Source organism: Fructilactobacillus sp. X8R4C1 (genome assembly GCF_059900905.1).
Genome location: NZ_JBWXVJ010000004.1, coordinates 122,182 through 136,745 on the forward strand (window position 1 = coordinate 122,182; position 14,564 = coordinate 136,745).

Sequence of the window (14,564 nt, forward strand, 5' to 3'; positions counted from 1 at the left end):
CTTTTTGGCATCTGAACAAGTCAGACGGACTAACTAGGTGTTCACATCACCTGCTAATCAAACCATCTGCAATCCGGCAGATAAACATGGTTCCCACAATCAGACTAAAAAGTCTGCTCGGCTCGTCGCATACCTTCATTGTATCATAATTAGTAATTAAAAGCTATTTAGAACTTGCGTCATCCTGTTCATTAGCCGCAATCTGATCTAATTTATCCTGAGTCCAGTCAACGAACTGCGCCAAATAAGTCCCATCGGGCTCCTTTTCAAAACTAGTTGAATCCGCCAACTCATCAATTCGCATTTTAGAACGGTTGACGTTGGGAGAAGCAATGATCATGTACACATTGACTGATTTTATCCCGTCTCCCACCGTTATTTTAGCAATGTTTTTAGCGTAGTCTAGCGGTAAATTAATGACCGAGGTCTGCAGTTTCAGCTGAATGTCATGATCAGAAACGGTGATTTCCGCGCTGGCAATCCTGTCTTCTTTCAGATTACTTGCGATAAAATCAGTCATCTTCTTCAAGTTTCCCTTTAAGTCAGATTGCAACTTTTTAAGGGACATTTCCGACACCTGTTTCTGAAAATCATCATTTCCAGCTGCTTCAACAAACTCTTTTTCATCAATTTTCATTTCATTCACCTAACTTTATTTTCTAAACTTCATATAATGAGCCACACGTTCTTTCGTCGTTGCCTTTCGGACCTGATAAGCAATCATGAACCAGTAAATATTTACACCAATGGAACCAATTACCAGCACAATGACGGCAATTCGAAGTGGCCATGTTGCATGACTAATGGTAATCATCGCAATAATCGCTGCGATTAACCCAATCGTGTAAATAACCTGAACGGCTGCCAACAAATAATATCCTAAACGACTTTTAAAAGCAACCAGAATCATCGGAATCAAATACATAATGGCTGCAATGGCTGACGTGCGAACTAGGCCACTGACACTCGACTTGACCGTTAATTTCATGATTGGCATCGTCATAACAATGTTTACAATCCAGAACAATATCAGTGAAATAAACGCCCACGTTAACGTCTGTTTTCTTTTCATTTTACTCATCCTTTTAGCTTCAGTATAACGAACTTCTCAATTTGATACCAACAATTTTTGTTTTAGCTAAATTCGTTACGTAAATTCTTAAAACATGGTATAGTTAGTGTATAAGAAAACAAATGAGGTGAGCTAAATGGCCAAGAATTACAAGAGGATTTTAGCACCGGTGGATGGTGCTGAAGATACAATGCCTGTTATGAGTCGTGCAATCACAATGGCTAAACAAAATGACAGTCACTTAGATATTTTAAATGTAATTGAAGTTAACCAATTCAACCGTAGCTACGGGGATGCAATTACCGCCGACGCTGTTTACCAGTTAACTGACAAGACAAAGAAGATTCTTGAAACTTTGAAACAACAAGCAATTGACGCTGGGGTAACCGACGTATCAATTCATATGCGTTTTGGTAATCCCAAGAAAGTCATTGCCAAGGAATTTCCAAGCGATCACCATGATGACCTGATCATCATCGGTGCTACTGGTCTTTCAGCCGTTGAACGTTTGATGGTTGGCTCGGTCACTAGCTACGTCACACGTGCTGCTACTCAAGACGTCTTAGTAGTCAAATAGTCACAAAATCTCTACCCACTTATTGAGTGGGTTTTTTATTTTGAGGAATTTTATGAAGAAATGGAAATATGAATTAACCGTCCCCAAATCATTTGATCAACAAACCGTTCGGGAGTATCTGCACGAATATCTTTTAATTCCCAAGCATTTGATTTTCTCACTAAGAAAAAATCACCGCGTGTTAATTAACGGTCAGTACCTGCCCATGAACTTTCTGGTTAAGCAAAATGATCGAGTCACACTCGAGTTTATTGCTACCGATTTTAAAGTCCCATTCCCACACGTTTCATCAGATTCATCGAAACCACTAAACGTTGTCTACGAAAACTCTGACTTTTTAATTGTTAACAAGAATCGCGGTGACAAGACCCATGCCAATCAACCTCACGAAATGGGATCCACCCTTAATTTTGCTGCCAACTACCTTCAACCCCAAAACGACGCTTACATGGTTCATCGCTTAGATCAACAAACCAGTGGTGCACTTATCATCGGCAAGAATCCATCCGTGGTCCCCATCTTAGTCAAAATGATTGAAACTAAAGCAGTCAAGCGAACTTACTTGGCCTGGGTTCATGGTCATTTTAAAAATCAATTGGGAGTAATCAATCAGCCAATTGGTTTTGATCCTTACGACCAGCGTAAACGCAAAATTAACGGACCAAATTCTAAATCAGCGATCACAAATTACAAGGTCATAAAAACGGATCCAGACAAAACCCTCGTGGCCCTTCAACTTCAGACCGGTCGAACCCATCAAATCAGGGTGCACTTGGCTTCCACTGGTCATCCGATCATTGACGATCCCTTATACGACCCGAACGGTCATCATGATCATCCCATGCTGCTTCATTCTTGGCGGGTCCAAATGATGACACCGTTTTACCATCAACCACTTGAAGTTACTGTCCCACTACCGCCTGAATTCAATATGTAAACAAAAAGAGTGAACTCATATGAGTTCACTCTTTTCTAATTAATTAGTTACATTAATTATTTCTTAGCTGGTTTTTTAAGTGGTTCCCATTTCCAGTTTTCAACTTCTGGCAAGTCAGTACCGTACTCTCTAATGTAGTGGTCGTGCTTGTCGAGCATGTTGTTCATTTCTTGGATAAATCCAGTACCCTTAAGGGCGTATTCTGGAATATCAGAAACAACTTCCTTAGACAAATTGAATCGGTCTAATTGGTTCAAGACACGCATGTCAAATGGTGTAGTAATGTCACCATTTTCACGGTATCCATGAACGTGAACGTTCTTATTGTGACGATCAAAGAAGATGGTTCTGATAATATCTTCGAAACCGTGGAATGCGAATACAACCGGTTTGTCTTTAGTAAAGAGTTGATCGAATTCCTTGTCACTAATACCACGAGGGTCTAGTTCTGGGTTACGTAACTTAAGCAAATCAACAACGTTGATGTATCTAATCTTCATTTCAGGGAAACGCTTGTGCAAGATTGAAATTGCAGCAAGGGTTTCAAGAGTTGATTCAACACCAGCAGATGCCATAACAACGTCAGGTTCTTCACCATTGTCAGTTGAAGCCCAGTCAATGTAGCCAAGACCGTTCTTAACAAGGTTTGAAGCTTCGTCAATGTTAAACCATTGTGGACGTGGGTGCTTTGAAGTAGTAATCAAGTTAATTCTTTCGTAACTATCAAATGCTTCGTTACCTACAGCCAATAATGTGTTTGCATCAGCTGGGAAGTATTCACGGATAAACTCAGGTTTCTTTTCAGACAAGTGGGTAATCATACCTGGATCTTGGTGAGTGTAACCATTGTGATCTTGTTGGAATACAGTTGATGAATCGATGAAGTTCAATGCAGGATACTTGTTTCTCCATTCGAGTTCAGAAGCTTTTCTCAACCACTTGAAGTATTGAGTAAGCATTGAATCTACAACTCGACCGAAGGCTTCGTAAGTTGCGAAGAATCCATGACGACCAGTAAGGGTGTATCCTTCAAGCCAACCTTCGTCTTGGTGTTCTGATAGTTGTGAATCAATCAAACGACCATAGTGAGCCATGTACTCATCATATGGTGGGTTGATATTTGGCAACCATTGACGACGAGTAACATCGAATAAGTGCCATAATCTGTTAGACCATGTTTCATCAGGGCCGAATCCACGGAAGTTATTAGGATTTCTCTTAGTAACGTCACGTAGCCATTCGGACCAAACAACCATGTCTTCGTTTTCAGTAGCACCTGGAGTCTTGATATCAAGAGCGTAATCACGGTAGTCAGGTAAGTCTAATGGCTTAGGGTCGATACCACCATTAGTGATTGGGTTCGTTGACATCCGTTTGTCACCCTTAGGAGCTAATTCTCTAAGGTATGGCTTTAAAGTACCATTTTCATCAAATGATTCTTCAGGTTTGTAACTCTTCATCCATTCTACGAATTCATCAGCAGTACCCATGTCATCTGCTGATAGTGGAATTGGAACTTGGTGAGCTCTAAATGATCCTTCAATTGGAAGACCTTCAGCGTTCTTCTTAGGACCAGTCCATCCCTTAGGTGAACGGAAGATGATCATTGGCCATTTTGGTTCTGTAGCAGTTTCTGCAGTTTGGTTCTCACGAGCGTTCTTTTGAATGGCTTTAATTTCTTCAATTGAAGCATCCATAACTTTAGCAAGCTTTTCGTGAGTTTCCATTTGGTCGGTACCATAAGGCATGTTGGTTTCAACGAAACGAGGCTTCCAGCCCATACCTTCAAAGTACTTAGTAATGTCTTCGTCAGTCATACGAGCTAAGACAGTTGGGTTAGCAATTTTGTATCCGTTTAAGTTAATGATTGGTAAAACAGCACCATCAGTAACAGGGTTGATGAACTTACTTGACATCCATGAACCAGCCAAAGGACCAGTTTCTGATTCACCGTCACCGATTTCAACGGCAGCGATAACGTCAGGATTATCAAAGATTGCACCAACACCATGTGAAAGTGAATAACCTAATTCTCCACCTTCATGAATTGAACCTGGAGTTTCAGGTGCAGCATGTGATGCAATTCCACCAGGGAATGAAAATTGCTTGAACAGGCGAGCCATTCCGGCTTCATCTTGAGAAATCTTAGGATAGATTTCTGAGTAGCTTCCATCCATGTAAGAATTTGAAACCATAACTTGGCCACCGTGACCTGAACCTTCAATATAGAACATATTAAGGTCATATTTGTTGATGACACGGTTCAAATGGGTATAAACAAAGTTTTGTGAGGCAATTGTTCCCCAATGTCCAATTGGCTTAACCTTTACATCTTCAGAAGTCAAAGGCTTCTTAAGCAAAGGATTAGCACGTAAAAATAGCTGACCTACTGACAAGTAATTTGCAGTATTCCAGTATTGTTGCATTTTTTCAAAATATGATTTGGAATCATAATCTACTGCCATGCTATAACACTCCTTTTAAATAATCGGCAGCTCGTTTTCGAGCTGGATCTAATCTGTTTTTGAAAGCGCCAAACTTATTGGCTTACCTACAACAACTATGATAAAGACTTTTGGTGAAATGTCAACCATTTCGACAATTGATACGAACCAATTTTAAGCCCTTAAAAACCCTAATTTCAAGCAATTTTAAGCACTAAAAAGTCTCCAATTTTTCAATTGGAGACTTAAAATATTTTATTCAATTCCACGAAGTGCTTTATTAATTAATGCACTGATAACTGACGGTGAAAATAGCCCCATAATCTGCGCAACTTGGGGAGCAGATGTGTCACCAGTAAAGATGACGTTTAGTGGGAAATAAAGCTGTTTACCCTTCATCCCCGTTTCTTTGCCAACCTCACTAACAATTGGACCATAATCAAGTCCCTTATTTTGACCATTTTCACTGGCCTCATGAATCTTGTCTTCTAAAGCATTGAATAACTTTTCCAAATCATCGTGTGAAAAGTCGCTAAGTTTTGAGTAATCAATGTTTTGACCCAAAATATTGTAATAGAAATCCATGTATTCCATGATTTCAGTCAACTTAAACACACTGTGTTTGTAAATATCAATCACCTGTTCAGCGTAATCGTGCAGGTTGGGAATGTCATCTTCTTGAATTTTCTTGGCAATGTCAGTCTGCCCTTCGTCAACGAGTTCGACCACTCGATCGGCAAGTTCACTTGATGGCATGCTCTTTACGTATTGCGAGTTAATCCAGTCTAATTTGTGTTGGTCAAAGAAAGCTGGCGATTTTGACATTCGCTTTGGATCATACGCCTTAATCAATTCGTCCTTTGAAAAGATTTCCTTTTCACCAACCGGTGACCACCCAAGAAAGGCAATGAAGTTAAAGATTGCTTCACGTAAGTATCCTTCACGCTTGTATTCACTGATGAACTGCAAAGTATCCTTGTCACGTTTACTTAACTTCTTACCGGTCTTCGGATTATAAATCAATGAGATGTGACCAAAGTTAGGGTGCTGCCATCCTAATGCATCATAAACGGCCATTTGCTTAGGGGTGTTAGCGATGTGATCGTCCCCCCTTAAAACATCAGTAATGTCCATTAAATGGTCATCGACCACCACAGCAAAGTTATAGGTTGGTAATCCATCACTCTTTTGAATGATAAAATCGCCACCTAAATTGTCAGAATTAAATTCAACCTTACCTCTCACAATGTCGTCCCATTCGTAGGTATGATCCTTTGGTAAATGTAAACGAATTGTGTAAGGTAATCCCTTATCTTCAGCGGCTTGAATATCAGCTTCAGAAGCACCATACCAACGTCCATCGTAATGTGGAGCCTCTTTATTTGCCCGTTGCTTTTCCCGCATCTCTTTTAGTTCGTCTTCAGTGGCAAAGTCTTTGTATGCCAGACCCTTGTCCATTAATTCACTGATGTATTTATCATACAAAGCTCTTCGCTCCGTTTGATGATAGGGAGCATACTTCGGATTAGGCTTATCAGGGCCTTCATCCCAGTCAATCCCTAACCAGCGTAAGTTGTCCATCTGGCTTTTTTCACCACTGTCAACGTTACGCTTTAAATCAGTATCTTCGATTCGAAGAACCATCGTTCCGCCGAAATGTTTTGCAAACAGATAATTAAATAAAGCAGACTGTGCATTTCCGATGTGTAAAAAACCAGTTGGGCTTGGTGCATATCTAACTCTAACGTTCTTTTTCGCCATCTTAATACTTCCTTTTTTGCCAGCATTGGCACTCTTTTAAATCTCTTCGTACATTCTTACATTACGTTAATTCCGAACCAATGTACGTGCTTACAACAATTCCATTATATCACTTTTAAACTAACTCAAAAAATTGAGTAAAAGTCGATTCTAGTTATTCAAATCAACAAACGTGTTGTAATTAAAGTACTTATAATGAATGCGCATGTTGGAAATTTCAAACGGGGTTCCATCGTCTAAAAAGAAAATCCCACCCATGACCACGACTGGTTCATCAGGTTTTAAGTTCAATAGTCTTTGATCATCAATCGTGGACGGTTGGGCTTCAATCGACATGTAGGATTTGGTTCCCGTCTTGTTTAGCTTTTCCTCTAAGTAGTTAAAAATCGAACCCTTAACCACTCGCTTACTCATCTTGGGCGCCACTTTAACCGGAATATAACCAGACTCGATAATAATAGGTGTCGAATCAACCGAGCGGAGCCGTTTAATCTCATACACTTCATCACCATGATTTAGAAACAGATCTTCTAAAATCTCAGGGGTGGGGGCAACAACTTTAAATTCCAGTAAATCAATCTTTGGATCGTACCCCTCAACCTTCAGATTATTGGTAATTCCAAGGTTAGATCCCTCGTAACTAAAAATAGATTTATTCTTCAAATAAAGTGGATTAATAAAGGTCCCAGAGCCACGTTTCTTGAAAATAATTCCCTGTTCCGCTAGGATACCTAAAGCTTGCTTAACCGAGCTCCGACTGACGTGATACTTTGAACTTAAAGTCCGTTCATCCGGTAAACGATTATTATTGAAATAGTTGGAATCAATCTTCTTTTTTAAATCATCCATTACCCGTTTATAAACTAGATCAGCCATTCAATACTCCTTATTAGACGTTTCTTACCCATTATTTTAACATATTAAAAATAATAAATTTTGGCTAAAAAAATAGAGCTCCGATCAAATCGAAGTTCTATTTTTCTAATTAATTATTCGTACTGATCGACTTCTTTTTTCGCGTTCTTATGTTCCTCCATGAATCGTTTATTACTCTTGTACAAGTCCCAAACGACCCAAGTCAAGAGGGCCAGAACTAAAACAATCAAGATGTAGGCAATCCAGTTCCCCATATCGGTTTGAGCTGGAGTTGGATTATCACCAAAGAAGCTGACAATCTGACTTGGCAAACCATACAGATTCAAGAAAGTCAAAGCAATCACAGATACCCAACCAGCAATTTTAACCCAAAGGGCATTAACGAACCGTTTTCCACGCATTTCAAATTTACTATCGGTAAAGATCAGAAGCGGCAACATGGAGAATGGTAAAGCAAACGCCAAGAAGACCTGTGAGTTGTTCATCAGAGTATTAAGCGCTTCATGCTCTTCAATGGCTGGTTTTCCACTACTCAAAAGTACACAAATAACAACTGGGATGATTGAAATGACACGGGTTACCAAACGACGAGCCCACAAAGGCATTCTCATATGGATGAAACCTTCCATAACAACCTGACCAGTCAAAGTACCAGTGATAGTGGAGTTTTGACCAGAAGCAAGCAAAGCCACGGCAAACAGGATTGAAAGAACTCCGGTTTTAGCAACACTTGCTAGTAATGGGTTGGTCATAAAATCAGGATTCTTTAAGGCAGCAAACAAACCAAAGAATGATGGGTCTTTAACGGCACCAGACTTGAAGACCGCAACCCCCATAATCAATAACAATGCGTTAACAAAGAACGCCATTGTTAATTGGATGTTGGAATCCCAAGCTGAAAATTTAACTGAGCGTGCCACTGAATCCTCGTCGTTATTATCAGTCTTACGGGTTTGCGAAATGGCAGAATGTAAGTATAGATTATGCGGCATAACGGTGGCTCCGATGATACCTAAGGCACCACTTAACGGAGTTTGACCACCTACAAATGGATGGGTTTGAACGGTTTTGATGTTTGGAACTAAGTTTAAGAAAACCTTTGACCACTGTGGGTTTGAAAGAGTTACTTCATAGGCAAATACCAAGAAGATGACACAAATCAAACAAACAACAATGGCTTCAATCTTTCTAAATCCAATACTTGTAAGTAGTAACAGTACCAAAACATCAAGAACCGTAATTAAAACGGCAATCAACAATGGAATATGGAATAGCAAGTACAACGCAATCGCTGCCCCGATAACTTCCGCGATATCGGTCGCCATAATTGCTAACTCAGTTGTTATCCAAAGGATAACCCCTAATGTCTTACTACTTCTTGCACGAATCGCCTGCGCTAAATCCATTTGTGTCACGATACCAAGTTTAGCCGCCATGTATTGAAGTAACATCGCGATCAAACTTGAAATCAAGATAATTGACATCAGCAAGTATCCAAAGTTCTGACCACCGGTAATTGAAGTTGACCAATTTCCGGGATCCATGTACCCCACCGCAACTAACGCTCCTGGTCCTGAATACATGAATAATGTTTTCCAAAATCCTAATCCTTCAGGGACATCAACGCTTCCGTTAATTTCTTGGAGGGATTTACCATTCGCATACTCAATTAGGGCATGCTTTTTCTTTGGTGCTTTTTTTTCATCTTTCTCACTCATTTTCCTTTGCATCTCCTTCCACGTTGATTCTACATAAATAAGAATTAAAAGTAAATGAAATTTTTACTTATATTTTATTAATATGATAAAATACCTCCGAGAGGTGAGCCATTTGTCAAAGAAAAAAAAGAATCAAGTCCACAAAACCTTAGTCGAACAAATCCTAGAAAAACACCAAATTCCCTTTCAACAGATGATTTTTGCCACCCATCAAGAGGGAGACGTTCAACAAATTACCACTAACGAAGCTGACGTTGATCAACATTTAATCTACAAAACGTTAGCACTGACTGGAAAAACAACTGGTCCCGTCATTGGAGTGGTTCCCTTAGATGAACGCTTAAGTTACAAAAAGTTAGCCAAGGCTTCTGGCAACAAAAAAGTGGGCATGGTTCCCCTAAAAGACTTAGTTAATACGACCGGATATGAGCACGGTGCAAATACCCCCATCGGAATTTATGAACAAAAGGGTTATCCCATCTATATTGATGAAGAAGCCCAAAAACAGGGTGACATCATTGTGTCATCCGGTCAGATTGGTCGTTCTGTTAAAGTAAATGCCGAAGACGTCAAACAATTAGTCAACGGAACCTTTGCTGATATTACCGAATAAACTAAAAACGTCGATCCCTTTGGATCGGCGTTTTTTATCCATCCCATTCGTTTTTAAATTCAGCAACAAATTCACGCATGTACTGAGTTCTCTTCTTTCCAATTTGTTTAGCAGCCTCGGTATTTAAATCGGAAGCAATCTTAAACAACTTTTCGTAAAAATGATTAATGGTAGTATCGTCAGTTGCGTTGCGATAATCTGCTTTAGTAGTTAAAGTCCGTGGCTTAATCATCGGATCATAAATGGTCCGATGATGTGCCCCGCCATACTGAAAGGCCCGCGCAATTCCAATCGCACCCAGAGCATCTAATCGATCAGCATCTTGAACGATTTGACCCTCTTTTGATAACGGTTGTTTGTGTTCAATGTTGTCACTAAAAGACATGTGGTTGATAATGTCCATCACCTGCAAAATCTCATCAGGACTAAAGCCAAATTTTGCTAACCGCTCTTTGACTTCCTCTCTTTTAGCGTCCGGATCATCCACCAATTTATCGTCAAAAACGTCGTGTAAGTAAGCAGCTGAAAGGGCAATCTCACCGTTAGCTGGTTCGGTCCCCATCAATTGTAAGACCATGTTTGCGACCCGTTGGATGTGGTCAAATCCGTGTCCACTCTTATCCTTACTCATGTTCTCTTTGGCGTACTCTTTTACCTTTGCAATTTTATCGTTCATGTCTCTCACTCCTACTAAAATAATTTCCCACATTATAAATATATAACTAAAAAAGAAGCCATCCAATAGCTTCTTTTACTTACATAATAAAATTAATAATTTCCATCAGGATCGGAACCACGATAACGAACAGCACGGTGCTGGTTACCACTAAATTAGTGGCGTAGTCCACGTCCCCGTGGGATTGACTAACTAAAATCGGCAAAACCGCTAGTTCGGGTGTTGCCGACTGAATTACCAACGTCCCAAACTCTGGAAGGGCCATGTTCACGCCAAAATGCATAAACGCTAAGAGGGTTCCAATCATGATTGCTGGCGCAACCACAAATCTTCCTACCAGTCCGGCAATGGTATCCTTATCAAAATGAATTGAAGATAAGCCGGCATCGGCTAAAATGATTCCAATGTAGATCAATGCTAACGGTGTCACTAATCCACCAATCATGTTGCAGGTCTTATCAATCCAAGCTGGCAATTTGACGTTCACGATCAAAATCCACGCCAAACCTAAGATAAATCCAACCAGTGGCGGCGGTAAAATCTGTTTGAGGGTAACCTTCTTTTTCTTTTTTCCCCTTTGTTTCGTTGGGTCATCTCCTGAAATGAAGAAGATTCCGATCGCCCAGGTTGAGACGGTGTTCATCACATAGTAGACCAAGAAATACGTCATCCCGGCGTTTCCAAACAACGCAATGTTTAAGGGTAATCCCATAAAAATCGTGTTGGCGTTGACCGACATGTTGATAAAGGCCCCTCTTCGACCCCTTCTGATCCTTAAAACAAAAACCAATGCGATTGCGATTACATAACCCAGGGTAAAACTAATCAACGTGTATAGTAGTCCGCCAACTAGTCCAACTAATTTTCCCCGATTCAAATTATCCAAAACGGAAATAAAAATCGAAACTGGTAAGGCAATGTTCATAATTAAGAACGAAACATTTCCCTTAAAACCATCCGTCATTTTGTTGGAACGACGAAGGAAATACCCTAAAGCAATAATAATAACAATCTCAGCGACACTCTCTAGTGAGGCAATAAATGCGGTCACTGTTTAATCCCTCCAATTAATTAATAAATGAAATTGTGCATACTTCTACGTTACCACTTTCAAACCGTGTTAGTGACCTGTGCAAACAAAAAGAAGCCAGATTGAACGTCTGACTTCTTTATTAATTACTTATCTATACGATAAAGTTGATAATGGCCATCAAGATTGGAACCACGATCACGAACAGAATCGTGCTGGTTACGACCAAGTTAGTAGCGTAATCAACGTCACCATGGGACTGACTAACCAGAATTGGAAGCACAGCCAAACCAGGGGTGGCAGATTGAATTACTAAGGTGCCAAATTCGATGTTTGGAATCCCAGCGCCGGTGTGCATGAAGACCAGTAAGGTTCCGATCATAATTGCCGGAGCAATCACGAAACGAGCAAGTAGTGCGGCAATGGAATCTTTATCAAAGTGAATTGATGAAAGACCAGCATCGGCCAAAATAATCCCAATGTAGATTAAGGATAATGGTGTTACAAGACCACCAATCATGTTACAGGTCTTGTCGATCCACATTGGCAACTTAACGTTAACAATCAGAATCCAAACTAACGCAACCAAGAAACCAATCAGTGGAGCTGGAAGCAACTTCTTCCAGTTAAAGTTCCCCTTGCTTTCACCCTTCTTCTTGGTGGGATCGTCTCCTGAGATGAAGAAGATTCCGATGGCCCAAGTTGAGATGGTGTTCATTACATAGTAAATCAGGAAGTAAGTCATCCCAGAAGTTCCAAACAGTGCCAAGTTCAAAGGCAGCCCAATGAAGATGGTGTTGGCGTTCACCGCCATGTTAATGAAAGTTCCCCTACGACCCTTTCTAATTTTTAGGATGTAGACTAGGGCAATTGCGACAATGTAACCTAACGCAAAACTAATTACGGTGTATAACAGTCCGCCAGCTAGCCCAACTAACTTTCCGCGGGTCAAATTATCTAATACTGATACGAAGATTGAAATAGGCAAAGCCACATTCATGATTAAGAATGAGATGTTTCCCTTAAAACTGTCGGCAAACTTGCCTGACTTTCTCAAGAAATATCCAAGTGCAATGACAATGACAATCTCAGCAACACTTTCTAGTGAAGTAATAAACGCTGCCAATGTAACATTCCTCCAATTATTTGTTTAAATTAGTTAAATCTGGGTATTCGGGATACCATTTTTCATCATCAACGGCCGACTTAACGTCCGTAATCTTTTCGCGCGTAATCCCTTGATCAACTGCGCTTTGAGCAACAGCAATCGCAACGGTCTCAGAGAATTCGGTTAACTGGTCAACTGGTGGCAAAATGGCAGCCCCAGGAACCGTTGAATCCACAATTCCACCAAGGGAATGAGCAGCAGCACTAATCATGTCGTCGTTAAGTTTAGTGGCGGTGGCAGCAATGGCACCTAACCCAATTCCTGGGTAGACTAAGGCGTTGTTAGCCTGTCCAATCTCATACTTAACTCCGTTGTATTCAACGGGTGCACTTGGAACACCGGTAGCGACTAAGGCACGACCATCAGTCCATTTGATCAAATCGGAAGCAGTTGCTTCAGCCAACTTAGTTGGGTTTGAGATTGGCATGATGATTGGACGGTCAGTATGAGCGGCCATTTCCTTAATAACGTCTTCAGTGAAGGCGCCGTGTTGAGTAGAAGTTCCAACCATGATTGATGGATGAACAGCCTTCACAATTGAGAGTAAGTCGGTCAGGTTTTCTGAGTCAGAGAATTCAGAACGACTTCTCGCAAACTCTTTTTGTCCAGGAGTTAGGTCGGACATGTCGTCAAACAAGAGGCCTTGCTTATCAACCATGTAGAAATGCTTCTTAGCTTCTTCCTCGGATAAGCCAGCTTGCACCATCTCTTCACAAACCCGTTCGGCAATTCCGACGCCGGCAGTTCCGGCACCAAAGCACAGGTACTTCTGATCGGTCATCTTTTCACCAGAAATCTTAAGGCCACCTAAGACACCAGCAAGGACGATAATTCCAGTTCCCTGGATGTCATCGTTAAAGACCAAGTAGTCATCCTTGTACTTATCAAGGATGTTTGAAGCGTTGGCACGCCCAAAGTCTTCAAAGTGCAAGTATAAATTAGGAAATAAGTCTTCTGCTTCTTTTACAAACTTGTCAACGAAGTCGTAGTACTTTTGACCGTAGTCGCGGTCCTGATGATTACCAAGGTAGAGTGGATTGTCGAGTAAACTCTTGTTAGTAGTTCCAACGTCTAAGACCACTGGTAGGACTTCAGATGGGTCAATGCCAGCAGCGGCACTGTAAACCATTAATTTACCAACTGGGATGTCAATTCCTTGAGTTCCCCAGTCACCAATTCCAAGGATTCCTTCGCCATCGGTTACAACGATCAACTTGATATTGCGTCCGGAAGCAGTGTTCTTCAAACTTTCACGGATCGTTTCAGGGTCATCGTGATTGATTGATAAAAACGCCGCGTTTTGTGGGTTAACGTACAGTCTGGAGTAATTTTCAATTGAGTCAGCAATCGTTGGATCGTAAACGACTGGCATGAATTCAGTAACATGTTTAGCGAAGGTAGCATAGAATAGAACCCGATTTTCGTTGAAAATACTCATCAAGTAGATGCGTTTTTCAAGGTCACTACCCTTGTGTTGGTATTCGTCATAAACGTTTTCAACCTGTTCGCCCAAAGTTTGAACGTTCGGTGGAAGCATCCCCACCAGTCCTAATGTCTTTCGTTCATCATCAGTAAATGCAGTCCCTTTATTGATAAAGGGATTGTTCAATATTTCTTCACCTTTAGCCATATTTTAAGACTCCTTTTTGTAGTAAAATAGTCTGTAATTGATTCTTTTAAATACTAATTCAC

General features: G+C 40.6%; 13 protein-coding genes. 3 read left to right on the forward strand and 10 right to left on the reverse strand.

All coding sequences use genetic code 11. The features are described 5' to 3' along the window. Window positions 1-163: 163 nt before the first annotated feature. Both AC6UDA_RS06595 and AC6UDA_RS06600 read right to left on the reverse strand, forming a co-directional pair. Window positions 164-637 carry a hypothetical protein gene (locus AC6UDA_RS06595; protein WP_500694082.1) on the reverse strand — a complete coding sequence of 158 codons (474 nt, stop codon included), beginning with the start codon at window positions 635-637 and terminating at the stop codon, window positions 164-166. A gap of 15 nt (window positions 638-652) precedes the next feature. Beyond that, window positions 653-1,072: a hypothetical protein gene (locus tag AC6UDA_RS06600; RefSeq protein WP_500701272.1), complete on the reverse strand. Its 420-nt coding sequence runs from the start codon at window positions 1,070-1,072 to the stop codon at window positions 653-655. 136 nt (window positions 1,073-1,208) lie between these two features. Between AC6UDA_RS06600 and AC6UDA_RS06605 the strand changes: the two genes are divergently transcribed. Together AC6UDA_RS06605 and AC6UDA_RS06610 are read left to right on the forward strand one after the other, a co-directional pair. Continuing rightward, on the forward strand, window positions 1,209-1,649 hold the full coding sequence (locus AC6UDA_RS06605; protein WP_500694084.1) for a universal stress protein: 441 nt from the start codon (window positions 1,209-1,211) through the stop codon (window positions 1,647-1,649). 52 nt (window positions 1,650-1,701) lie between these two features. Beyond that, a complete protein-coding gene (locus tag AC6UDA_RS06610) occupies window positions 1,702-2,586 on the forward strand; it encodes an RluA family pseudouridine synthase (RefSeq protein WP_500707418.1) in 885 nt (294 codons plus the stop codon). Between the two features lie 56 nt (window positions 2,587-2,642). Here AC6UDA_RS06610 and AC6UDA_RS06615 read toward each other — a convergent pair whose 3' ends face one another. The 4 genes from AC6UDA_RS06615 to AC6UDA_RS06630 form a co-directional block, all read right to left on the reverse strand. Next, window positions 2,643-5,051, reverse strand: coding sequence for a phosphoketolase family protein (locus AC6UDA_RS06615; RefSeq protein ID WP_500695833.1), 2,409 nt, complete (start codon window positions 5,049-5,051; stop codon window positions 2,643-2,645). A gap of 234 nt (window positions 5,052-5,285) precedes the next feature. Then, window positions 5,286-6,791, reverse strand: a complete 1,506-nt coding sequence (gene gltX / locus AC6UDA_RS06620; protein ID WP_500707417.1) for a glutamate--tRNA ligase — start codon at window positions 6,789-6,791, stop codon at window positions 5,286-5,288. A 150-nt stretch (window positions 6,792-6,941) separates the two neighbouring features. Continuing rightward, window positions 6,942-7,667, reverse strand: a complete 726-nt coding sequence (locus AC6UDA_RS06625) for a GntR family transcriptional regulator (protein WP_500707416.1) — start codon at window positions 7,665-7,667, stop codon at window positions 6,942-6,944. A gap of 113 nt (window positions 7,668-7,780) precedes the next feature. Further along, window positions 7,781-9,385 (reverse strand): Nramp family divalent metal transporter, encoded by a 1,605-nt coding sequence (locus AC6UDA_RS06630; RefSeq protein ID WP_500694089.1) that lies wholly within the window; start codon window positions 9,383-9,385, stop codon window positions 7,781-7,783. 112 nt (window positions 9,386-9,497) lie between these two features. Here AC6UDA_RS06630 and AC6UDA_RS06635 point away from each other — a divergent pair, with 112 nt between their 5' ends. Continuing rightward, the gene (locus tag AC6UDA_RS06635; protein WP_500701273.1) at window positions 9,498-9,998 is read left to right on the forward strand and encodes an aminoacyl-tRNA deacylase; all 501 of its coding nucleotides are present in this window, start codon (window positions 9,498-9,500) and stop codon (window positions 9,996-9,998) included. Between the two features lie 34 nt (window positions 9,999-10,032). Here the strand turns inward: AC6UDA_RS06635 and AC6UDA_RS06640 are convergent, their stop codons facing one another. The 4 genes from AC6UDA_RS06640 to AC6UDA_RS06655 all read right to left on the reverse strand — a co-directional run bounded on the left by AC6UDA_RS06640 (window position 10,033) and on the right by AC6UDA_RS06655 (window position 14,502). Continuing rightward, entirely contained in the window at window positions 10,033-10,674 is a 642-nt protein-coding gene (locus AC6UDA_RS06640; RefSeq protein WP_500708525.1) for an HD domain-containing protein, read from the reverse strand. A 79-nt stretch (window positions 10,675-10,753) separates the two neighbouring features. Then, a complete protein-coding gene (locus AC6UDA_RS06645; RefSeq protein WP_500701275.1) occupies window positions 10,754-11,725 on the reverse strand; it encodes an AEC family transporter in 972 nt (323 codons plus the stop codon). A 133-nt stretch (window positions 11,726-11,858) separates the two neighbouring features. After that, complete coding sequence (locus tag AC6UDA_RS06650; protein ID WP_500696983.1) at window positions 11,859-12,830, reverse strand: AEC family transporter; 972 nt, start codon at window positions 12,828-12,830, stop codon at window positions 11,859-11,861. 16 nt (window positions 12,831-12,846) lie between these two features. Then, window positions 12,847-14,502, reverse strand: coding sequence for a malolactic enzyme (locus AC6UDA_RS06655; protein ID WP_500707415.1), 1,656 nt, complete (start codon window positions 14,500-14,502; stop codon window positions 12,847-12,849). Window positions 14,503-14,564: the final 62 nt, after the last annotated feature.